This is a genomic window from Pseudonocardia sp. CA-107938, from assembly GCF_050936315.1.
Lineage (GTDB): Bacteria > Actinomycetota > Actinomycetes > Mycobacteriales > Pseudonocardiaceae > Pseudonocardia.
The window spans coordinates 4,508,622-4,530,502 of the sequence record NZ_JBNJNA010000001.1 but is presented as its reverse complement, the minus strand read 5'-3'; the positions used below and the strand labels follow the sequence as shown (position 1 = coordinate 4,530,502).

Sequence of the window (21,881 nt, the reverse complement as noted above, 5' to 3'; positions counted from 1 at the left end):
ACCGGCGCGATGATGGGGCCGTGGTCCGCGACGGACCTCCCCGGACGAGCTTCGTGGTGGGGCTCGAGCTGCTGCGCTGACGGTCAGTCGTCGTCATCCCGGTCGCGATCACGGTCCCGCCGGGCCGGCTGGACGGGTTGGGCACGCCTCTCGGTCTCCGTGAGCACGGTGACGGTGCCGAACGCGCCGCTCGCGTCGACGACGACCTGCGGGCCGCCCGGCGGTTGCCGGCAGGCCTGCGCGCAGTCGAGCTTCCCGAACAGGACGGTGCCGGTGGTGACGGCGCGGGTGCCGTCAGGCACGACGATCTCGGCGTCGCCGAACAGCATGCCGACCTCGACGCGCTGCCGGCCCGGCTCGACGGTGGCCACGCGGTCGCCGAAGACGGCGGCGCCGTCGGCCGCGCCGACGATGCTGACGAGCGAGTACCCGACCACGGCCAGCACAGCTGCCCCGCCCAGCACGCTGCCGACGCGGCTGGAGAGGCTGCGGCGCGGCGCCGGAGCCACCGGCGGTGCCGCGGCCGGCACGTCGGGCGGCAGGTCCGCGCTGAGCACGTCCAGGTCGGCCTGGCTGCGCGCGGCCCAGCAGAGCTTGGCCCGCTCGTCGTACTCGGTGAGGGTGAGCCGGCCGTCCGCGTGCGCCTGCTGGAGGCGGGTGTCGACGGCCCGCCGTTCGACGTCGCCGATCCGCAGCTCCGGTTGCCCGGCCTCGGTCCCTTCTGACACGGGACCCATGGTGCCAGCGGCTCAATCCTCGGCGCGGAAGGCCGGCGCCCGGGTTCCGGCGGCGCTGGCGCGGGAGGCCAGCAGCGGCAACGCCCGCGGTTCGATCACGGTGGAGAGCACGATGACGCTGGTGGACCGCGTGACCGACCGGGCCCGCGTGAGCTCCACGAGGGTGGCCTGCAGGTCGCTGTGGGACGCGGCGGCGATCTTGCACAGCACATCACCGGAGCCGGTGGTGGCGAACGCCTCCAGCACGCCGGGCACGGCCGCGAGGTCGGCGGCGACGTCGTCGAGCGCGCCCTGCGAGATCTCCAGCGTGACGAACGCCTGCACCGGGAAGCCCGCCTGCGCGAGGTCGATGTCGGGCCCGTACCCGGTGACGATGCCGCGCTGCTCCAGCCGCTGCAGCCGCGCGGCGACGGTGGCCCGGGCGACGTGCAGCAGCCGCGACAGCTCCAGCACCCCCACGCGCGGGTTCTCCCGCAGCGCGGTCAACAAAGCGAGATCGAGCGTGTCGACCGCGGACTCTCCGGACATCGGTTCGGATTCTAGGGGCGCGGGCGCCGCTCCCGCGGCGATTCCGCCGAGCCGGTGCGGTTCCCTCGCGCCGGATCCACCGTCCAGGATGATCGGGTGACCCGCACACCGTTCGTCCCGAGCAGCACCCACTGGGGCACCTTCCTGGCCCGCGACACCCCCGCCGGCCTGCAGGTGCGGGCGCATCCGGCCGACCCGGCACCGTCACCGCTGCTGGACAACATCGCCGCGATGCGCGACCCGGCGGTGCGGATCGCGCGCCCGGCCGTGCGCGCGGGCTGGTTGCGCGACGGGCCCGGCCCGTCGGAGGCACGCGGGCACGAGCCGTTCGTCGAGGTGGAGTGGCCGGAGCTGATCGAGCTGCTGGCCGGCGAGCTGCGGCGGGTGTACGCGGAGCGCGGCCCGGAGGGCGTCTACGGCGGCTCGTACGGGTGGGCCAGCGCCGGGCGGTTCCACCACGCGCAGAGCCAGGTGCACCGGTTCCTGAACTGTCTCGGCGGATACGTCCGCTCCATCAACAACTACAGCTTCGGCGCGGCCGCGGTGATCATGCCGCACGTCGTCGGCGCCGGCGTCGACGTCACCGCCGGGCTGACCGACTGGCCGGTCATCGCCCGGCACACCGAGCTGATCGTCGCGTTCGGCGGGATCCCGCAGAAGAACACCAACGTCGCGCCGGGCGGCATCACGGCGCACTCGGTGCCCGCCCACCTGCAGGCGCTGGACGCGGCCGGCGTCGAGGTGGTGGCCGTCAGCCCGCTGCGCGAGGACGCGCCCGGCCTGCGCAACTCCCGGTGGCTACCGCTGCGGCCGGCGTCGGACGTGGCGCTCATGCTCGCGCTGATGCACGTCCTGTTCGACGAAGGCCTCGCCGACCGGGCGTTCCTGCAGCGCTACTGCACCGGCGCGGACGTGCTGGAGGCCTACGTCGCGACCACCTCGCCGGAGTGGGCGGCGCCGCTGTGCGAGGTCCCGGCGGCGGAGATCCGGGAGCTGGCACGGCACATGGCTGCGCGCCGCACGCTCGTGACGGTGACCTGGTCGCTGCAGCGCACCGAGCACGGCGAGCAGGCGCCGTGGGCCGGCATCGCGCTGGCGGCGGTGCTCGGCGGCATCGGGCTGCCCGGCCAGGGTTTCGGGCACGGCTACGGCTCCATGGGCGACGTCGGCACCCGCGGGCCGGGCACGCGCATGCCGCGGGTGCCGCAGGGCCACAACCCCGTCACGGCGTTCATCCCGGTCGCGCGGGTCGCCGACATGCTGCTGCATCCCGGCGAGCCCTTCCGCTACGACGGGCAGACGCTCACCTACCCCGACGTGTCGCTGGTGTACTGGGCGGGCGGCAACCCGTTCCACCACCACCAGGACCTCGGCCGGCTGCGTCGCGCGCTGGCCCGCGTGGACACCCTCGTCGTGCACGACCCGTTCTGGACGGCCGCGGCCAAGCACGCCGACATCGTCGTCCCCGTGACGACGGCGATCGAGCGCACCGACATCGGCGCCGCCCCCACCGACCACCACGTCGTGCCGATGCACGCGATCACCGAACCGCTGGGCGGGGCGCGTGACGACTACACCGTGTTCGCGCAGCTCGCGGCCGCGCTGGGCGTCGAGGAGGAGTTCACCGAGGGCCGCTCCGCGCAGCAGTGGCTCGAGCACCTCTACGACGGCTGGGCCGACGCCACCCGCCGGCGCACGGGCCTCGACCTGCCGGACGCGGCCGCGTTCTTCGCCGGCGACGTGCTGACGCTGCCGGAACGACCGGGCGAGGCGACGTTCCTCGCCGAGTTCCGGGCCGACCCCGACGGCCACCCGTTGCGCACGCCGAGCGGCCGGATCGAGCTCCACTCGGCCCGCATCGCCGGCTTCGGCGACGCCGACTGCCCCGGCCACCCCACGTGGCTGGAGCCGGACGAGTGGCTCGGTGCGCCGATGGCGGAGCGGTTCCCGCTGCACCTGATCGCGCACCAGCCGCGCGGCCGGCTGCACAGCCAGCTCGATCCCGGCGCCGAGAGCGTCCGGCGGAAGGTCGCCGGGCGGGAGGCGGTCACCCTGCACCCGGACGACGCGGCCGCGCGCGGCATCGCCGACGGCGACGTCGTGCGGCTGTTCAACGACCGCGGCGCCTGCCTGGCCGGGGCCCGCCTCTCCGACGGCGTCCGCCGCGGCGTGGTGGTGCTGCCGACCGGGGCGTGGTTCGACCCGCTGCCCGACGGCACCTGCGCGCACGGCAACCCGAACGTGCTCACCCGCGACCGCGGCACCTCCTCGCTGGCCCAGGGCTGCACCGGCCAGCACGCGCTGGTGGAGGTGGAGCGCTACGCCGGCACTCCGCCGCCGGTGCGGGCGTTCGGGCCGCCGGAGTTCACGGCGCGGTAGCCCGGGGGCCGCTGGGGTCCGCGGCCACGGTTCGGGGGCCGGCGCCGCGTCGTTGATCATGGGCAAAACGTCGCTCTCGAAGATCAACAAGCAACGTTTTGCCCATGATCAACGGGACACCGGGCGCCCGCACCGCACCACCTCAGCCCCGACAGGTCACTCCCCGACCGGGAGGGCCACCTCGGTGGCGCCCGCCGTCAACCGGGCGGCCAGATCGGTGAGGGTGGCCGCGGTGATCGGTGCGGTCCAGCGCTCCAGCTCGGCGGAGACCCGCACCACCCCGTCCGCCGTCTCCACGCCGACGAGCCGCACACCGGCGGGCAGCGCATCGGTCGGGATCTGCCGGCGCAGCATCCCCCACGCCGGCAGCCGGACGCGCCGCGAACCGAGCTGCAGGGCGCGCGCGACGACCGTCAGGCCGGTCTCGGCGTGCTCCGGCGCCACCTCCAGCCCGATGCGCGCGGTGGCGGTGGGGTGCAGCGTGGCGCGCCCGTCCGCGTCGATCACGAGACGCAGCCGGGGATGGATCGGCGGCAGGTCCTCCGGGGCGACGTCGACGTCGATCAGCACCGGGGCCGCGACGACGGTCGCGGAGATCGCGGCGGGCCGGACGTGCACGTTGCGACCGGAGAGCGTCACCCGCCGCAGGCGCGTGGCCGACCACACCACGTCCCTGGCGACCATCCGCACCTCGCCGAGCCGGCCCAGCACACCCCGCGGGTCCTGGCCGACGGTGAGCTCCTCGAGGACGCCGCGCACCCGGACGGCACCCGCGGTGACGGTGGACTCGCGGCCGCGCAGCGTGGCCACCGCGATCGCCGCGGTCGAGCGCAGGAGCACGACGAGCGGGTCGATGCCCAGCGCCGCGGTCACGTCGCTGACGATCGGGACGCGTCCGGGGAACCCGTCCGGCCACCCCCGCAGGGGCCAGCGACCGATCATGGGTGACCTCATCCTCGCGCCCGACGGCACCGACGGTAGCCGCCGGCAGCCGGTCGCTACCAGCCGGTACCGCCTGATCGCCGGTTGCCGGCCGGCACGTGGTCTTTCACGATTGAGTGATGGGCCGCGACGTCGACCACCGGGTGTTCAGCCGCGAGGACCGCCGCAGGTTCCGGGACAAGATCCGTCGGAGCCTCGACGCGCTCACGGTGATGCTGCGCGAGGCCCAGTTCGACTTCGAGCGCCCGATGACGGGCCTGGAGATCGAGCTGAACCTCGTCGACGAGGCCGGCGAGCCCGCCAACGTCAACGCCGAGGTGCTCGCGAGCATCGCGGACCCGGCGTTCCAGACCGAGATGGCGCAGTTCAACGTCGAGATCAACGTGCCGCCGCGCGAGCTGGGCGGCACCGCGTTCGCCGAGCTGGAGTCCGCGGTGCGGGCCAGCCTGAACTCGGCGAACGAGCGGGCGCACGCCGAGGGCGGCCGGATGGTGATGACCGGCATGCTGCCGACGCTGATGCCCCGCCACGTGAAGATCGAGTCGCTGTCGGCGAACCCCCGCTACGCGCTGCTCAACGAGCAGATCTTCGCTGCCCGGGGCGAGGACATGCACCTGTCGATCCGCGGCGTCGAGTCGCTGTCCACGTACGCCGACTCGATCACCCCCGAGGCCGCCTGCACCAGCGTGCAGCTGCACCTGCAGGTCAGCCCGGCCGAGTTCGCGTCGTACTGGAACGCAGCGCAGGCCATCGCCGGGGCGCAGCTCGCGATCGGCGCGAACTCGCCGTTCCTGTTCGGGATGGAGCTGTGGCGCGAGACCCGCATCCCGCTGTACGAGCAGGTCACCGACACCCGCTCGGAGGAGCTGAAGGAGCAGGGGGTGCGGCCGCGGGTGTGGTTCGGCGAGCGCTGGGTCACGTCGGTGTTCGACCTGTTCGAGGAGAACGCCCGCTACTTCCCGGCGCTCCTGCCGATCTGCGACCCCGAGGACCCGCTCGAGCAGCTCGACGCCGGCGAGGTGCCGTCGATGGCCGAGCTGGCGCTGCACAACGGCACCATCTACCGCTGGAACCGGCCCATCTACGCCGTCGTCGGGAGCACCCCGCACCTGCGGGTCGAGAACCGCGTGCTGCCGGCCGGCCCCACCGTCGTCGACGCGCTGGCCAACGCCGCGTTCTACTACGGGCTGGTGCGGACACTCGCCACCGCGTCCCGTCCGGTGTGGACGCAGATGAGCTTCCACGCCGCCGAGGAGAACTTCCACGCCGGCGCCCGCGACGGCATCGACGCCGACCTCTACTGGCCAGGGCTCGGCTCCGTCCCGGCCACGGAGCTGGTGCTGCGCCGGCTGCTGCCGCTCGCCCACGAGGGGCTCGCCGCGTTCGGTGTCGCCGACGCCGACCGCGAGCGGCTCCTCGGCATCATCGGAGAGCGCTGCACCACCGGCGTGAACGGCGCCGCGTGGCAGGCCCGCACCGTGCACGCGCTGCAGGACGGCGGGATGGAACGCATCCCCGCGCTGCACGCCATGCTGGAGCGCTACGCGGAGAACATGCACGCCAACCAGCCCGTGCACACGTGGGAGCTGGACGGCTGAGGCCACCCGCGGTCCCCCGTCGAGAACGAAGTTACGGTGATTTTGAATCGTTTCAGATCACCACAACTTCGTTCTCGACGCGTGCCTCGCTACTCGTACACCCACTTCTGCGGCCCCGGCAGCACCCAGCTGAGCGCGTCGCGGAGGGTGTCGCGCCAGTTCTCCCAGCAGTGCCCGTCCCGCGTCTCGACGAACCGGACGGCCATGCCGGTCGCCTCGAACGTCGGCACGATCGAGCGGTTCGCCGTGATCAGCGGTTCGTAGACCCCGCACCCGACCCACAGCCGGTCGGCGACGCGGCGCGGGCGTTCCCGGTAGCGGTTGACGAACCGGACGACGGGGTCGAACACCGGGTCCTCGCCGTGGTCGGTGCCGATGTCGGTGTGCACGAACGAGCCCGACATCAGCACCAGCGACCCGTACGCGGTCGGTGCGCGGTGGGCCGCAGCGAGCGAGGCGACCGCGCCGAAGCTGGCGCCGAGCAGGCAGCGCCCGGACCGCTGCCCCGCCAGCGGCAGCGTCGACTCCAGGTGCGGCACCAGCTCGGCGGTGAGGTAGCGGGAGTGCGCCGCCGAGTTCGCGTACTCGCCGAGCCGCTCGCCGGGGTGGGTGAAGGCGACGACGGTCTCGGCAACGTCGAGGCGGTGGATCAGGTTGTCCAGCACCGTCCTGGCGGCGGCGTACTGGAGGAAGTCGCCGCCGTCGTGCACGACCAGCAGCGGGTAGCTCGCGGTGCGCCGGAACCGCGCCGGCAGGTAGACGGTGACGCGCCGGTCGCTGCGCAGCGCCCGGCTGGGCACGGTCAGCTCGACGAGCTCGCCGGGGCGCGCGTCGGGATCGGGGGCGGTCCACTCGGGCGTCACGTAGCCGTGCGCGAAGCACACCGACGACGTGCCGACCGGGCTGTAGGACAGCTTCTCGTTGAGCGGGTCGTTGATGCTCTCGACGTGGTCGCCGCGGCGGATCTCCAGCTGGTAGTTGACGCGGGAGCCGGCCGGGAGCTCCAGCACCAGGTACCAGAGGTCGGTGCCGTGCAGGCGGCGCAGCGGGATGAGGTCGGGCAGCCCGAGCACCCGCTGGGCGAGGTGCACCGCGTCGGCCTCCCCGCGGTACAGGAACGTGCAGCGGCTGCCTTCGACGATCGGCACCTCGCGCCCGGCGAGGAACGCGTCGACGGCGGCCGCGTCCGGCCGGCCGGCGCGCAGGGCGTTGATGGCGAGGCGCTTCACCGGGCCACCGTCCCGTCGACCGTGAGGATGCGCGCGTGCGGGGGCAGCCCGTCGCCGGTGAGGTCGAGCCTGACGCCGTCGTCGAGGAGGACGCAGCGGTCGGGCGCGACGCGGCGGGCCAGCACGGCCGTGCGCGCGGGGTCGTCGAGGAGCAACCGGCGGCGCGGGTGCGGCAGGAACACGCAGCCGCGCACCAGCCCGAGTCCCGCGCCCGCGAACTCGGGGTGCGCGGGCCCGTGCGGGGCGCGGTCGTGGAACAGCAGCACGCGCTCGGTGAGCGCCATCGCCCCGGCCGACCAGGCCAGCACGAGCGGCGGCGGGCTCACCGCGAAGATCCGCAGCAGCCGCATCAGCACGCCGACGTGCCCGCCGGCGACGGCGAGCGCGGCCGCTCCCGACAGCACCCCGGCGATCTCCGCGCGGTGTCGCGCCACGGCCGCCCGCGCACCGGGCCGCTGCCGGTCGGCGAACTCGGCCTCGGCATCGGCGACCCGGGCCAGGTGGCGGGCGTCGACGAGCCGGACGGCGGCCTCCGCGTCGGCCAGCACGGCGTCGCGCACCGCGCTGGACGCGCCCCGGCGCGCGATCTCCCCCGCCGCCCCGAGCGCGCCGTCCAGCTGGAGCAGGTAGAGCTCCTGCAGCTCGTCGAGCACGTCCTGGTGGGCGCGCTGGGCGGCGGCGAACTCGGGGTCGGCGTCGAGCACGGCGAGCCAGCGCGACCACAGCAGCAGGTTCACGCTGCGCCCGCCCAGCTGCGCGTCCAGCTCGGTGTCGTCGGCCTCGCGGTCGCGCCAGCCGGCGGTGACGGTGGCGACGGGGCCGTCGGGCAGGTCGAGTGCCGCGACCACGCGATCGAGCACGGGCCGGCGCTGCGGTCCGAGCACGATCGTCCGACGCACGGTCGCCGACCTTACTGTGACGCCGACCGGGCAGGGCCTACGCTGCGACGATGGCTCGTTCTCCCGAACCTGCTGACGACGCCGAGGTCCTGCGCCGCTTCCAGGAGCAGCTGGCGCAGCTCGACAACGCCACGGCGGTGTCCTTCGCCCAGCGCCTGATGCGCGGCGGCAGCTTCGGAGGTGGTGACGCGTTCGTCGCCCCACCGCCGCCGCCCTCGGCGCGCCGGCCGCGGCGCAACGACGTGGTCACCCTGCGCGTGCGGGTGGACCTCCAGGGGACGCGGCCACCGCTGTGGCGGCGTCTCGAGATCGCGTCCGACATGCTGCTGAGCGAGCTGCACGACGTGCTGCAGGTGGCGTTCGGCTGGACCGACAGCCACCTGCACCGCTTCAGCTCGGGCACGAGCATCTACGACCGCTCGGCCGAGGCCTACCTGATGCCCTTCGAGATCGAGGAGGGCGAGATCGGGGTCGCCGAGGGCGAGGTGCGGATCGACGAGCTGCTCGTCGACGTCGGCGACCGGATCACCTACGGCTACGACTTCGGCGACGACTGGATGCACACCGTCAAGCTGGAGGCGGTGTCGCCGCGCGCCGCGTCGGCGCCGCGGGCCGTCTGCACCGGCGGTCGCCGCCCCGGCCCGCCCGAGGACTGCGGCGGGGTCGACGGGTACGAGCTGTGGTGCGCCGTCACCGATCCGGGCCATCCCGAGCACGCCGCCGCGGTCGCCGAGGTCAGGGCCCGGTACGGCGACGATCTCGAGCTGGACGCGTACGCTCCCACCCCCTTCGACGCCGACGAGATCACCGCGATCCTCGCCGGGCCCGCCTCGAGCGGGCAGGAGCTGCCAGCCGCGCTCGCCGAGCTCCTGGCGGGCGTCCGCAGTGCGCGCGACGCCGCGTGGCTGGAGGCGGCGATCTCCACGATCCCGTTGCCCGACGCGCCCGCCCCGGACGCGGCGGCGGAAGCCGTGCGGCCCTTCCTCTGGCTGCTCGACCGGGTCGGCACCGACGGCATCACGCTGACCGGGGCCGGCTACCTGCCACCCGCGCAGGTCGAGGCGTTCGCCGACGCGCTCGGCATCTCCGACGAGTGGATCGGCAAGCTCAACCGCGAGACCCACACCCTCCCGGTGCTGGAGTTCCGGGAGGCGGCGCAGAAGGCGCTGCTGGTCCGCAAGCACCGCGGGAAGCTCGTGCTCGCGCCGGCCGGGCGGAAGCTCCGCAACGACCCGGTGGGGCTGTGGTGGCACCTCGCGGCCCAGCTCCCCGTCCGGTCCGCCGACGAGTGCGCGCGCCACGCCGGACTGCTCCTGCTCATCGGGGTCGCTGCCGGCTGGGCCGACCTCGACGCCGGGATCGCGCGGGGGCTCGACGCGATCGGGTGGGTCGGCGACAGCGGCCGGCTCACGACGCACATGGCGTACAGCGTGTCCAGGCAGACGCGGACGGTGCTGCACCGGATGGGTGCGCTCGATCGGCGGCGCCTCGGTGAGGCCGAGGTCGCCACGGAGATCGGCGTCGCGTTCGCCCGCGCGGCGGTGTGGACCTGGCCCTGATCGTTCAGGCCGGCGCGAACGTGCGCCGCAGCGCGCCCACCAGGTTCGGCGCCAGGTCGGCCGACTCGATGAGCTGCTCCTCCGCTGCCGAGCGCGGGTCGCGCATGCGCAGCGCGCACGCCGCCGGCCCGTCGCGCAGCACGGCGGCCACCAGCCGCGCCTCCCGGTATCCGGCCTCCGGGGTCGGCGCGGCACCGGTGTCGGGGCCGGGCGGCGCGACCATGATCTCCTGGACGACGGCGCAGCCGGCCACCTCGTCCGGCCACATGATGGTCGCCAGCGCGTCGGCCAGGTCGGGCGAGGGCAGCGCGTCCTGCGCGATCGGCGTGAACGGTGCGGCCGCGTCGACCTGGCCGGCCAGGTGCGGCTGCGCGGCGAGCAGCTCCGCGGTCGGGACCACGGCGAACAGCTGAGCCGGCTGGTCCCAGCCGATCTCGGCCGTGTGCTGCTCGACCTCGCGCACCAGCGCCGTGAGCTCGTCCGCCTGCGTCACCCGCTACCTCCCTGCTCCTGCAGCCACAGCCCGAGCAGGCCGCGGAAGTGCGCGAGGAAGCGCTCGTGCTCGTGCTCGGGATAGGTCGCCCGCACAGTGTCCACGAGGAGGCGGTCGAAGTCCGGGCCGGCCACCCAGTCGTGCACGACCTCGTCGAGATGGCCGAGCCGGCTCGCGCAGAAGTCCTGGTAGCGGTCGGTGTCGAAGTAGTCGTCGGCGAGCTGCCGGTAGCCCGCGAGCTTCTCGGTGTAGCTCAGGTCGGCGCGGTCGGCGATGGCGAAGTACCGGGCGGTGTCGAGGTCGGTGCGCGGGGTGCGGCCGGTGACCGTGCAGAACACCGTCCAGCGCACGAGGGCCGTCATCGCCCACGGGAAGTAGTAGTGCAGCGAGGTCAGCGACACGTCCGGGCAGGCGTTGGCGTAGTCGATGGGGTGCACCTCGCTGCCCGCGACCAGGTTCTCGCAGGAGTTGAACTCCCACCGGAAGAACGCGTTGACCAGCCTCGAGATCGTGACCACCTCCTCCCCCACCTCGGGCGAGAGGAAGCCGTGCGCCACCTCGTACCGGTCGTGCATGGGCTCGTCGGGCCGGAACTTCATCACCATCGTCTCGGCGCCGATGGAGAGCGAACGGGCGAACGCGTCGTAGCCCTCGACGGACTTCTGCAGGTGCATCAGCCGCTGGCCGGACTGGTCGTAGGCGGTGTGCAGGTCGTCGGCGTCCTTGATCCGGGTGACGCCCACCCACGCGCCGCCGTCGTAGGGCTTCATGAACAGCGGGTAGCCCATCTCCTCGGCGATCGCGTCGAGGTCGAACGGGCGGTTGTAGCGGGCCGCCGTGTAGGCCCACTTGGCGTGCTCCGGCGGGTTCTTGAACGGCACCAGCACGGTGTCGGGCACCTTCAGCCCGAGCCGCATCATCGCGCAGTAGGCAGCGTGCTTCTCCATCGACTGGAACGTGAACGGGCTGTTCAGCAGGTACACGTCGTCCATGAGGGCGACCTTCTTCAACCACTCGCGCGGCACGTAGTACCAGTACGCGAGCCGGTCGATGACGAGGTCGTAGCGCGGCTTCGCGCGCAGGTCGAACGGCTCGATGGTGATCCGCTCGACGTCGAAGGCGTGCTCGGTGCCGGCGCCGTCGCGCACCGTGCCGAGCCGCCGGGTCAGCTGCTCGAACGCGGCCGGCCAGTCCTCCTCCGTGCCGAGCAGCAGGCCGACGATGTGGCGGTCCATCGATCTCCCCCTCACAGGATCCGGGCCAGGTGGTGGGCGATCTGGCGCTGCCACCACGGCCAGTCGTGGGCCGAGTCGTGGCCCCACAGGTCCAGCTCGTGCGGGATCCCCTTGGCGGCCAGCGCGCCGGCGAGCGCCCGCGTGCCCTCCAGCGCGCCGGTGGTGTCCTCCCACATGCCCTGCCCGCACACGAGCACGACGCGCACGTGCCCGCGCAGCCAGTCGAGGTGGTCGCCGCCGAGGTTCGGCACGAACGCGGCCGGGTTGTGGAAGTACAGCGCCTCCCCCTGCTCGCCCCAGCCGTGCCAGGTGCGCGGGTCGTAGTTGCCCGACAGGCCCAGCGCGATCGGGAACAGGTCGGCGCGGCGCAGCGCGGCCGTGACGGCGTGGAACGCGCCGAGGCTCACCCCGGTGACGAGGATCGGCTGCGGCCCGCCGCAGTCCGCGTGGACGAACGGCACCACCTGGTCGACGATCCACGACTCGTACGCCTCGTGCCGCCGGGCCCGCTCCTCCAGCGGCAGCGTGCGGTCCGACCAGGTGCGCTCGTCGATGCTGTCGACGCAGTACAGCTTCATCCGACCGTCGGCGAGCAGGCCCGCCAGCGCATCCGTCATGCCGGTCGCGTCGAACTGGTCGGCCCGGCCGGCCTCGGCGGGGAAGGCGAGCACCGGCCGACCCCAGTGCCCGTGCGCGACGACGGTGCCGGCGGCGCCCAGTGCGGGCGACCACAGCTCCAGCACCCGTCGGCTCACGCGCCGAACCCTAGTGCGGGTCGGGCGCTCTGGCGATCAGGCGAGGAACTCGCGCACGACCGTCGCGAGGTCGGCGGGCGCGCCCAGGACGCCGTGGTCGGCGCCGGGCAGGACGACGTGCCGGGCGCCCGGGACCTGTTCGGCCACCCACGCCGCGCCTGCCTGGAGCCACGCCGGGCTCGCCCCGCCGGCCACCGCCAGCGTCGGCACGGTGATGCCCGGGTAGCGCTCCGCGCCGCGGACGCCCTGGTCCGGCGCGAAGAGGGCCGAGTCGTGCGGCAGGGTGTGGGCGAGGCCGGTCATCAGGTCCCAGGTCGCGGCGTCGGCGCGCATGCCGTCGACGAACTCCGCCGGCACCAGCGCCGCCTCGGTGAGGAACAGCGCGACGGCCTCGTCACGCCGCTGCAGCGCGACGAGCGCGCTCAGCCGGCCGAACAGGTCGATCGCGCGCGGCCGGTCGTCGGTGACCACGAACGGCGGCTCGTAGACGGCGAGCCGGCGGACGGGCAGCCCGGCCAGCACGCACTCGATCGCCAGTACCGCCCCGGACGAGTGGCCGAACAGGTCGGCCTCCCCGCCGACCGCGGCGATCACCGCGGCGACGTCCTCGACCTCGCGGGCCGGGTCGTGGTCGGGGCGGTACCCGCTCGCGCCGCGGCCCCGACGGTCGACGGTGACGGTGGCGACGTCCGGGGCGAGTGCCGCGGCGAGCGCGTTGCCGGTGGAGCGGTCGTTGAACGCGCCGCCGATCAGCACGAGCGGTCGTCCTGTGCCGTGCCGCTCGTAGGCGATCGAGGTGCCGTCGGCCGAGGTGGCGACGGCGGTGCTCACAGCGGTGCTCATGGTGTTCCTCCGGGGATCGGGCGACAGATGGTCTCGCCGATCGGTCGGAGCCGACCACTGCCGCTCGACATCGATCCGGCATGCGTTTCTCATGTTGACATCTAATCGTTCGATATCTATCGTTCGTGCCATGACCTCCACCGAGAACGACTCCCAGCCCACCTCCACCCCGGCGCACCGCGGACCGAACCCGGCCGTGCTCGCCGGCCTCTCCCTCCTGTTCGTCGTCGCCGGCGTCGCGCTCAGCGCCGCCACGGGCGGCGTCATCCCCTCGCCGTTCGGCGACCCGGCCGGCATCGCCGCCTACATCGCCGGCAACCCGGCCGCGCTCACGGTCTCGGCCTTCTTCCAGTTCGCCGCGGCCGTACCGCTCGCGATCTACGCCGCCGTCGCGTACAGCCGCCAGCGCCACCTCGGCGTCAGCGCGGCCGGCCCCGCGATCGGCCTGGTCGGCGGGATCACCTCGGCCGCGATGCTGGCCGCGTCCGGGCTCGTCACCTGGGTGCTCGCCCTGCCGGCGGTCAGCACGGCAGGCGGCGCGGTCGTCCTCGCCCTGCACGGGCTGATGTTCGCCACCGGCGGCGTCGGCGCGGTCGCGTTCCTCGGCCTGCTCGTCGCCGGCGTCGCCGTGCCCGGACTGCTGTCGGGCCGCCTGCCCCGCACGTTCGCGCTCGTCGGGATCGCGATCGCGGCGGTCGCCGTCCTCTCCACGGTCTCCATGCTGGCCAGCGGGCTGGCGATCCTGCTGCCGCTGGGCCGGTTCCCCGGGCTGATCTGGCTGATCGTCGCCGGGGTCGTGCTGCCGCGGAGAAAGTAGTGGAACATATCGTTCCGTTCTGCTAGAGTCAGTGTCATGAACACGGACTCGCACACCAGCACCTGGACCGTCATCGACAACGCCCACGAGGCCCTGCGCGTCGCCCTCGCCGCCGTCGGCGAGGGCGACTGGCAGCGCCCGACCCCCTGCTCCGAGTGGTCGGTCACGCAGGTCCTGCAGCACGCCGCAGGCGACCAGCTCGGCTTCGCCTCGACCATCACCGGCGAGCCGGGCCCCACCGAGAACCCGTTCGCCCCCTCCGGCCACATCGACGGCTCCCCGATCGAGCTCGCCGAGACGACGATGGCGGCCGCCGCCCGCGCCTGGGCCACGATCGACCCCGCAGCCGAGAGCGCGCCCGTGCCGGTCCCCCCGAACTCGCTGCCCCCCGCCGTCGGCGCCGGAGCCTGCGCGCTCGACGCCGCGGTGCACGCCTGGGACATCGCGGTGGCCGTCGGCGCCCCCTCCCCGCTCACCGCCGAGCTCGCCACCCAGCTGCACGAGGTGGCGCTGCAGATCGTCGAGCCGCTGCGCCAGTACGGCGCCTACGCCGCGGCGCTCGAGCCGCAGCCCGGCGACGACGCCGTCGCGGCGCTCCTGCGCTACCTCGGCCGCGACCCGGAGTGGAAGGCCTGAACACGAGCGCGAACCGAACGGGGTGGGGTTCCGCGGAACCCCACCCCGTTCTTCACGTCGTCACCAGTGCCGGTCGCCGCTCCACCCACCGCTCGAAGAACAGCCCGGTGAACGGGGGGATCGCGGCGAGGAGGCCGACGATCCAGCGGGTCACCGGCCAGCGGTCAGCGACGGCCACCCACACCATCGTGGCCAGGTAGAACACGAACATCGCGCCGTGCACCCGGCCGAAGATGTACACCCCGATGTCGTCGTGCACCACGACGTACTTGAAGAACATCCCGATCAGGAGACCGACCCAGGAGATCGTCTCGGCGATCGCGGCACAGCGGAACCATCGGACAGCGGTCGTCACGCAGTCGATGCTACGGGTGGCGATCATGGGCCTGCGGGCGTAGCACGGCGGCATGCGGTGGTGGCGGGAGAGCCGGGTCGACGTGATCACCGACGCGCCGATCTCCCCTGCCGACGAGCAACGCCGCAGGCAGCGGACCTACACCGCGATCATGGTGGTGCACATCGTCGGTTTCGCGCTCTCCGGCGTCCTCTACTACACGGCGTGGTGGGCGGGCCTGGTGGTGTTGATCGTCACCACGCCGCTGCCGTGGATCGCCGTCGTGATCGCCAACGACCGCAGCCGCCGCCCGCGAGCCGGCATCACGCCACCGGGGCGACGCCGTGGCGACGCTCCCCCAGCACCCGTTCGCAGTTGGCCGACTCCGCCGCTGCCGTGAAGCCGCGGCGAGCGGCCACGGCGGCCGCGGTGTCGGCGAGGACGAGGTCGTGGTTGATGCGCGTGGCCGCGGTCATGCCCCCGGCCGCCGACTGCACGACGGCAGCGGCGAGGTCGGTGACGTTGCCGGCCACCCAGACCCCGGGGACGGCGGTGGCACCGGTCGGGTCGGCCGGCACGTACTCGCCCATGGGGTGCTCGGCGACCTCGATGCCGAGCCCCGCCAGCAGGTCACCGCGGGCGGCGAACCGGGGCCGGACGGCCAGCGCGTCCACCGCCACCTCGGTGCCGGACGCGAGCCGCACGGCGGCGAGCCGATCGCCGTCGATCACCAGCTCCACCACCTCGCCGTCGACGACCTGGACGTCCCGGGCCGCGAGCTGCTCCCACTGCTCGGGCGTCGGGTCGGCCGAGGTGTGCAGGAACAGCACCAGGTCCTCGGTCCACTGCCGGAACAGCAGGGCCTGATCGACTGCTCCGACACCCGTGCCGAGCACGCCGATCCGCCGGTCGCGCACCTCCCAGCCGTGGCAGTACGGGCAGTGCAGCACGTCGCGACCCCACCGCTCGCGCAGCCCCGGCACGTCCGGCAGCTCGTCGACCAGCCCGGTCGTGACGAGCAGGCGGCGCGCGGCGATCTCGCGCCCGCTCTCCGTGGTGACCGCGAACCCGTCCCCGCGCCGGACGGCCCGGACCACCGCATCCTGCTCGACGCGCCCGCCGTAGCCCCAGATCTCGCGCCGGCCCTCGGCGAGCAGCCGCAACGGCGGGATCCCGTCGCGGGAGAGCAGCCCGTGCGCCGCCTCGGCCGGCGCGTTGCGCGGCTGCCCCGCGTCGAGCACCAGCACCGACCTGCGTGCCCTGGCCAGGGTCAGCGCGCCCGACAGACCGGCGACGCCGCCGCCGATCACCACCACGTCCACCGTCTCGTCGCTCATGTCCACCACCGTGCGCCCGGGAGCGCAAGAATGACAAATGTCGTTGCCGTTCCAGCAAACACACGCTCGCGTCGGAACGGCCGCCGGATTACCGTGGCCGGATGGCCGAACTGCTCACGGACAGCACGTGGACGATCCAGGGGCGCACGGTCACCCTGCCCGTCACGATCACCCGTGCGGAGGTCAGCGTCGCGGTCTTCGCCGCGGCGCCCGACGCCGCCGCCCACCACCTGCGCGGCACCGAGCTCGAGCCGTGGACGGTCGGCGGGCGTGCGTTCTCCATCCTGATGCTCGTCCACTACGACGAGTGGGAGCTCGGCGTCTACGACGAGGTCGGGGTCGGCATGCTGGTCGCCGGACCGGGCCTGAAGATGGGCCTGCACGTGCTCGACCTGCCCGTCACCGGCACGTTCACCTGCGAGGCCGGGCAGGACTTCTGGGGCCTGCCGAAGTGGATCATGCAGGCGGACCTGGCGTTCGCCGGCCGGACCGCCACGGTGAGCGTGCACGACGGCACCGAGTTCGTCGTGCAGGCGCGGCTCGTCGCGGGCCGCGTCCCGCTGCCGCCCGGCACCGGCACGTCGATGCCGGTCTGGAGCCGGCTGGGCTACGGCGCGCAGGCCGGGAAGCTGCTGCGCGGCGAGATGCCGATGGCGCTCTCCCGCGCCACGTTCGGCCGCGGAAGCGCCTCCGTCGAGCTCGGCGTGCACCCGATGGCGCTGCGGATGGCCGACCTCGGGATGGCCGGCCGGCCGCTGTTCGTCATGCACGCCGGCCACGCGACCGGCTCACTCGGTGCGTTCGCGACCGTCGGCGGGCAGCACCCACGACGCCCGTCCTGATCTCCGGCAGTCGTCGTCGTCGCACGACGAGCCGTACACCGGCACGACGATCGGCCACCACCGCGGTCCACCGCCCGGCGGCGCGGGCAGCTCGGCGACCGGACCGCCCGCCACGGCGTCCGGCACCTGCGGGGTGCCGGGCCCGCGCTCGCGCAGGGTCCGTGCCACGACGACGGCCAGCAGCGCGCCCGCCGCAGCCATCGCGGCGACGCCGGGCCAGCCCGCCGGCAACGGCGTGGCCCCGGTCCACACGAGCGTCCCGATGACCGAGACCACCACCTGGACGGCGAACTTCGCGATCGTCACCGCGGTCATCGCCATGCCCTGCTCGTCCGCGGCGACCCGCGAGCGGATCACCGTCTGGACGGGCAGCACGGCACCGGTGCCGCCGGCCTCGATCAGGTAGGCGGCCACGCCGACCGTCAGGATCGTGCCGACCGGGCCGAGCGCGCTGCCCAGCACCGCCACCAGCCCACCTGCGGCGAGCAGTCCGGCCAGCGTGGTGAGGAACCCGACGGGGTTGCGCTCGATCAGGCCGGGCGCACCGGCGCCGGCGCGCATCTGGTCCACCAGCACCGCGACCAGCGCGACCGCGCCGCCCGCGGCCACGGAGAAGCCGACCAGCGTCGCCACCGACGTGGACGCACCGCCGGCCGCGAGCGCAGCCCGCCAGAACCCGTCGAACGAGGTGACGGCGACCGCGACGGCGCTGTAGAGCAGCGCGACCGTCCGCACCACCCCGAGCCGGAACGTGCGCAGGGGTGCCAGGAGGGTCGCGCGCAGCCGCAGGTCGGCCGGGAGCGCACGGTCGGGCTGCTCGGCCGGCACCGTGAACCACAACGCAACCGCCGACACCGCCGCGGCCGCGACGAGCACGACCACCCCGGTCGTCACCGACACCGCCACGAGTGGTGTGACCAGCGCCAGCAGCACGGGTGCCACGAGGACGGACCCGAACAGCATGAGGGCGATCGCCCGGTCCCCGACGCCGACCCGGCTGCGCCACTCCTCGACCAGGAAGCTGAGCCCGGCCCAGCCGCTGGCCGTCACCCCGAGCACGAACGCGGCGACGAACGCCCCGACCGTCCCGGCTGCGAAGAGCGGGTACGCGGCCGCGACGACGACCAGCGACAGCGCCGCGAGCAACCGCCGCGACGACACCGACCACCGCGGCCCGAACAGCACGAGCCCGACCGCGTTGCCGACCATCAGCGCGGTGGTCAGCGGGCCGGGTGAGAGGCCGAGCGCCTGCGACAGCAGCGCCATCGCGTACCCGGCGGTGGCCAGCACGCCGAGACCCCACCCCGCGGCGGCCAGGAACGCCCCGGCCGACGACCGCGTGAACCGGTCGCGCAGGGAGCGCGCGGCTGCGGCGAGGCCGCCACGGCTGCGACCAGGATCGGGAGCGGCCAGCGCGGAGAGCAGGAGATCGTGCTCGTCGGCTGTGAGCCGGACCGCCTTGCGGCGCCAGTCCCGCAGCGCCAGCCGTCGGGTGGGCGCGATCCGCGGTGCCCACCCGGGGTCGACGAACAGCGCCGCGGCCGAACCGATGTCGTCGATGCCGCGGGAGGAGAGCTTGCTGGTGATCGTGGTCGCGGCGGTGGCGTCCCCGCCGAGGGCGATCATCCGGGCGCGCAGCTCGTCGAGGGTGCCGATGCGCAGCGCGCCGATCACCCTGGCCAGCACGATCGGCGCGACCAGCACCGGCACCGCCAGCAGCGCGAGGTGCAGGTTCGCGGAAGTGACCAGTTCTGCGACGGGCGCGCCGAGCGCCACCTGGGCCTTGATCGCCGTGGAGTAGCCCCCCATGACGGCCGCGGAGAGCGCCGCGCCGAGCGCGATCGAGCCGGCCTTGGCGGTGTTGTTCAACGACGCGCCGGTCGCGCCTTCCTTCCACAGCGCCACGGGCATCCGCGCCCACGCCGTCAGCACGGCCCCGGCGGTGAGCACCGTCCCGAACGCCGGCAGCCCGGGCGCGATCGCCAGCCACGCGACCGGCAGCGCCAGCACCAGCGACAGCACCGCGACCCCGGTCAGCACCCGCGCCTCGCTGACCGGCCCCACCTCGACGTCGCGGCCCAGCATCCGCGCGATCGCGCCCGGCGCACCGATGAGCCTCTTGAGCGGCGCCCACAGCGGTCCGACGAACATCGTCGCCAGGCCGCGGACCGTCACCAGCGCGGTCACCGCGGCCCCGGTCGTGGTGAACACCGCCTGCGTCGGGTCGTTGATCAGGGCCATCTGATCGACCATCGCGCCGCCGAGCGCCGCGGCGTAGAGGCCGGTCAGGGCGGTGAACAGCGGGATCGACGCCGCCAGCCGCAGCAGCCCGTGCCGGGTACCGACGAGCTGCGCCAGCGCGCCCTTGATCGACTCGCGGATCTTCGGCGGGGCCCGCGGGGACGCGCCGCGCCCCACGCCGCGCAGCACCCACCACGTCGCAGCGGTCAGCCCTGCCGCGATCCCGGCCAGCACCAGCGAGGTCGCCGCCACCCCGACGATCGCGACGCCCTGCGTGATCACGATCGGCAGGACGAACTGCACCGCCTTGAACGCCAGCTCGTACTGCCCGTTGCGGGCGTCCTTCAGCTCGACGGCTGCGGGGTGGTACCGCTCCATCCGGCCGCGCGCCAGCCCGCCCGCGGTGCCCATCATCCCGACCATGATCACCGCGGGCAGGAACAGCGCCGCGATGCCCGTCGCCCCGATCACCACCAATGCGGCCGCGCCGAGCACCCCCAGCGCCACGGTCGGCCGCATCGTCCTGATCAGCCGATCGCCCAGCGACGCAGCGGCCAGCCCCGCCCCCGCCGTGAACGACGTGCCGATCGCGCCCTGCGCGGTCACCCACTGCACCGACTGGCCCAGGTGCACGGCGAACGCCTCGGACGCGTACGCGGGCGCGCCGGCGGCCTGCCCGGCGAAGGCGCCCATCGCCCCGGCCGTCGGCGCCCGGAACCGGGCCCGCCAGCCGTACATCGTCAGGGTGCGCAGCGACGTCACCTGTCCGCGGGTGTACCCGGCCGCTGCAGCCGCAGCCGTCGCCGGCACGGCAGCGGCGCGCTCCCGCTCCTGCGCAGCGACCAGCCGTTCCTCGACGGCGGCCGCCTGCGCGGTCAGGGTGGCGACCACCCGTGCCGGCCGGTCCCCCCGCAGTTGCGCCGGCAGCGTCCGCACCGACCATGCGTGCCGGCCCGCTGCCCATGCCCAGCCCACCGCGGCGACGCCGACGGCCGCCGTACCGCGCGCACCACCGAGTCGCCCGGCGGCCAGCAGACGTTCCGTTGCCGTCGTGCGAGCCCGGCCCCGTCTCTCGATCCTCGCGACCGAGCCCGTCACCACGTCCAGCCGACGCTGCAGTCCCTCCCACTCGCGGGCGATCCCGTCGATCTCCCGGCTCACCACGCGCAGCTGCGCGAAGTGCGCCCGCAGCGCGGCCCGACCGCCGCGCAGCCACAGCGGCACCCACGCCCAGGCCGGCGGATGCGCCTCGGCCCGAGCCCACACCACGTCCTGCAGCTCGGCGAGCACGGCCGCCGCGAGCCGCTCGGCCGACAGCGCCTCCAGGTTCGGCGCACGCAGCACCACGGCCGGAGCTGCGGCCAGTGCGGCCCGCACCTCCGCAGGCACCTGACCCCACAGCTCCGCGAACGACCCGGCGGGTTCGACCGCGACCCCGTCCGGGGTGTCGGCCAGGCGCAGCAGACCGGCGGCGACGAGCTCGCCGACGATCCGGCCCGCGATCGTCCGGTCCGGCAGGCGGGCCAGCCAGGCCGACAGGGCCGCCCGGGTCGCGCCGTCGGTCCGGCCGCCCTCCAGATCGCCCAGCAACGCGCGGCCGTCCGCCTGGATCAGGCGCAGCACCCAGGTCAGCACGGCGCTCGGACTCGCGGTGCCGGACGGCGAGCCCGGCCGGGCGGCCAGCGCGGCCGACGTCTCCAACCGCGTCGTCCACGCATCCAGCCGTGCGGCCCGCGCCGCACGGACCTTGCTCCGCACCAGCACGACCACGCCGACGGCGGCAGCGATCGCTGCGCCGCCACCGAGCACCAGGGGCCACCCCACCGCAACGGCGGCCGTGGTGGCCGCGTACGCAGGCGACGCGGTGACCAGCAGGGTCGCCACGGCGGCGCCGGCGATCACGGCGGCGCGCACGCCGACCGTCCGAGCCGGGGCCGGTGCGGGGCGCGTTCCACGGCTCGCAGAGGTCCCAGCCATGACCGGTGGCCCGCGCCGGTTGATCGGCAGCCACTCGCTCGCCGGGGAGACCGTCCGGTCCTGGGGCGCGTTGCGCGGGTTCACCAACGCCGGCGGCGCCGGGACGGGCACCGCCCTGCCGTCGCCGTCGACCCGGACCCAGCCGCCGGTGGACTGGACCTTCACCTTGCTCGGTCCCGTCGGGGCCAGCAGCACCGGCGCCGTCGCCGCGACGACCTGACGGCCGACCGACCGCGACACGTCCCGCACCGCCCCGGCCGGGTCGGCGCCCACCGAACACGCGCACAGCACCAGGTCACCCGGGCCGGGACCGATGCCCAGCTCCGCCAGCACCCACGCCAGCTGCGCTCCGGACAGCCGGACCTCGACCCCGTCGACCACGTACCGGAACCCGTCCCTGGCCCCGTGCACCACGACCGTCACGTCGCCGACGACGGTCCGCAGCCGCTGCCCGAGACCCCGCAGCGGGTCCCCGGGCGCGACCAGCACCACGCTCTGCC

Annotated in this window: 19 protein-coding genes (1 of these 19 only partly in view); 7 read left to right on the top strand and 12 right to left on the bottom strand. The window is 74.4% G+C overall.

Annotated features, from left to right (window positions below):
• Window positions 1-83: 83 nt before the first annotated feature.
• Both ACQEVB_RS22465 and ACQEVB_RS22460 read right to left on the bottom strand, forming a co-directional pair.
• Window positions 84-728 (bottom strand): DUF1707 SHOCT-like domain-containing protein, encoded by a 645-nt coding sequence (locus tag ACQEVB_RS22465; RefSeq protein WP_432974519.1) that lies wholly within the window; start codon window positions 726-728, stop codon window positions 84-86.
• A gap of 21 nt (window positions 729-749) precedes the next feature.
• Entirely contained in the window at window positions 750-1,265 is a 516-nt protein-coding gene (locus ACQEVB_RS22460) for an Lrp/AsnC family transcriptional regulator (protein WP_432974517.1), read from the bottom strand.
• A 96-nt stretch (window positions 1,266-1,361) separates the two neighbouring features.
• On the opposite strand from ACQEVB_RS22460, the gene ACQEVB_RS22455 reads away from it, so the two are divergent.
• Window positions 1,362-3,644 carry a molybdopterin-dependent oxidoreductase gene (locus ACQEVB_RS22455; RefSeq protein ID WP_432974515.1) on the top strand — a complete coding sequence of 761 codons (2,283 nt, stop codon included), beginning with the start codon at window positions 1,362-1,364 and terminating at the stop codon, window positions 3,642-3,644.
• A 156-nt stretch (window positions 3,645-3,800) separates the two neighbouring features.
• On the opposite strand, the gene ACQEVB_RS22450 is transcribed toward ACQEVB_RS22455, so the two are convergent.
• Window positions 3,801-4,586 carry a hypothetical protein gene (locus ACQEVB_RS22450; RefSeq protein WP_432974514.1) on the bottom strand — a complete coding sequence of 262 codons (786 nt, stop codon included), beginning with the start codon at window positions 4,584-4,586 and terminating at the stop codon, window positions 3,801-3,803.
• Between the two features lie 119 nt (window positions 4,587-4,705).
• On the opposite strand from ACQEVB_RS22450, the gene ACQEVB_RS22445 reads away from it, so the two are divergent.
• Window positions 4,706-6,184 carry a glutamate-cysteine ligase family protein gene (locus tag ACQEVB_RS22445; protein ID WP_432974512.1) on the top strand — a complete coding sequence of 493 codons (1,479 nt, stop codon included), beginning with the start codon at window positions 4,706-4,708 and terminating at the stop codon, window positions 6,182-6,184.
• Window positions 6,185-6,273: 89 nt separating this feature from the next.
• Here ACQEVB_RS22445 and ACQEVB_RS22440 read toward each other — a convergent pair whose 3' ends face one another.
• Together ACQEVB_RS22440 and ACQEVB_RS22435 are read right to left on the bottom strand one after the other, a co-directional pair.
• Entirely contained in the window at window positions 6,274-7,413 is a 1,140-nt protein-coding gene (locus ACQEVB_RS22440; protein ID WP_432974510.1) for an alpha/beta hydrolase-fold protein, read from the bottom strand.
• Window positions 7,410-8,312, bottom strand: a complete 903-nt coding sequence (locus tag ACQEVB_RS22435) for a hypothetical protein (RefSeq protein WP_432974508.1) — start codon at window positions 8,310-8,312, stop codon at window positions 7,410-7,412. Before ACQEVB_RS22435 ends, ACQEVB_RS22440 begins: the two co-directional genes overlap by 4 nt.
• A 50-nt stretch (window positions 8,313-8,362) precedes the next feature.
• Between ACQEVB_RS22435 and ACQEVB_RS22430 the strand changes: the two genes are divergently transcribed.
• Entirely contained in the window at window positions 8,363-9,871 is a 1,509-nt protein-coding gene (locus ACQEVB_RS22430) for a plasmid pRiA4b ORF-3 family protein (protein WP_432974506.1), read from the top strand.
• A gap of 4 nt (window positions 9,872-9,875) precedes the next feature.
• Here the strand turns inward: ACQEVB_RS22430 and ACQEVB_RS22425 are convergent, their stop codons facing one another.
• From ACQEVB_RS22425 to ACQEVB_RS22410, 4 genes are read right to left on the bottom strand one after another with little or no spacing between them, the layout of a single operon-like run.
• A complete protein-coding gene (locus ACQEVB_RS22425; RefSeq protein WP_432974504.1) occupies window positions 9,876-10,364 on the bottom strand; it encodes a PPA1309 family protein in 489 nt (162 codons plus the stop codon).
• Window positions 10,361-11,599, bottom strand: coding sequence for an ATP-grasp domain-containing protein (locus ACQEVB_RS22420; protein WP_432974502.1), 1,239 nt, complete (start codon window positions 11,597-11,599; stop codon window positions 10,361-10,363). Before ACQEVB_RS22420 ends, ACQEVB_RS22425 begins: the two co-directional genes overlap by 4 nt.
• An 11-nt stretch (window positions 11,600-11,610) precedes the next feature.
• Window positions 11,611-12,354: an esterase family protein gene (locus tag ACQEVB_RS22415; protein WP_432974500.1), complete on the bottom strand. Its 744-nt coding sequence runs from the start codon at window positions 12,352-12,354 to the stop codon at window positions 11,611-11,613.
• Between the two features lie 36 nt (window positions 12,355-12,390).
• Window positions 12,391-13,197, bottom strand: coding sequence for an alpha/beta fold hydrolase (locus tag ACQEVB_RS22410; RefSeq protein WP_432974498.1), 807 nt, complete (start codon window positions 13,195-13,197; stop codon window positions 12,391-12,393).
• 130 nt (window positions 13,198-13,327) lie between these two features.
• Between ACQEVB_RS22410 and ACQEVB_RS22405 the strand changes: the two genes are divergently transcribed.
• Together ACQEVB_RS22405 and ACQEVB_RS22400 are read left to right on the top strand one after the other, a co-directional pair.
• Window positions 13,328-14,014, top strand: coding sequence for a DUF4386 domain-containing protein (locus ACQEVB_RS22405; RefSeq protein ID WP_432974496.1), 687 nt, complete (start codon window positions 13,328-13,330; stop codon window positions 14,012-14,014).
• 36 nt (window positions 14,015-14,050) lie between these two features.
• Window positions 14,051-14,650 (top strand): TIGR03086 family metal-binding protein, encoded by a 600-nt coding sequence (locus ACQEVB_RS22400; protein ID WP_432974494.1) that lies wholly within the window; start codon window positions 14,051-14,053, stop codon window positions 14,648-14,650.
• 52 nt (window positions 14,651-14,702) lie between these two features.
• Here ACQEVB_RS22400 and ACQEVB_RS22395 read toward each other — a convergent pair whose 3' ends face one another.
• Complete coding sequence (locus tag ACQEVB_RS22395; RefSeq protein ID WP_432974492.1) at window positions 14,703-15,005, bottom strand: DUF3817 domain-containing protein; 303 nt, start codon at window positions 15,003-15,005, stop codon at window positions 14,703-14,705.
• A gap of 52 nt (window positions 15,006-15,057) precedes the next feature.
• On the opposite strand from ACQEVB_RS22395, the gene ACQEVB_RS22390 reads away from it, so the two are divergent.
• The gene (locus ACQEVB_RS22390) at window positions 15,058-15,384 is read left to right on the top strand and encodes a DUF3099 domain-containing protein (protein WP_432974490.1); all 327 of its coding nucleotides are present in this window, start codon (window positions 15,058-15,060) and stop codon (window positions 15,382-15,384) included.
• Here the strand turns inward: ACQEVB_RS22390 and ACQEVB_RS22385 are convergent.
• Window positions 15,308-16,321 (bottom strand): NAD(P)/FAD-dependent oxidoreductase, encoded by a 1,014-nt coding sequence (locus ACQEVB_RS22385; protein WP_432974488.1) that lies wholly within the window; start codon window positions 16,319-16,321, stop codon window positions 15,308-15,310. The genes ACQEVB_RS22390 and ACQEVB_RS22385 overlap by 77 nt on opposite strands.
• A 101-nt stretch (window positions 16,322-16,422) precedes the next feature.
• On the opposite strand from ACQEVB_RS22385, the gene ACQEVB_RS22380 reads away from it, so the two are divergent.
• Entirely contained in the window at window positions 16,423-17,163 is a 741-nt protein-coding gene (locus ACQEVB_RS22380; protein WP_432974486.1) for an acetoacetate decarboxylase family protein, read from the top strand.
• Here the strand turns inward: ACQEVB_RS22380 and ACQEVB_RS22375 are convergent.
• Window positions 17,110-21,881, bottom strand: partial view of a hypothetical protein gene (locus ACQEVB_RS22375; RefSeq protein WP_432974484.1) — the 3' portion only. The gene runs 21,565 nt beyond the window's last position; 4,772 of the gene's 26,337 nt are visible here — the last part of the coding sequence; its start codon lies beyond the right edge, outside the window — the gene reads right to left on this strand; it ends in the stop codon at window positions 17,110-17,112. The genes ACQEVB_RS22380 and ACQEVB_RS22375 overlap by 54 nt on opposite strands.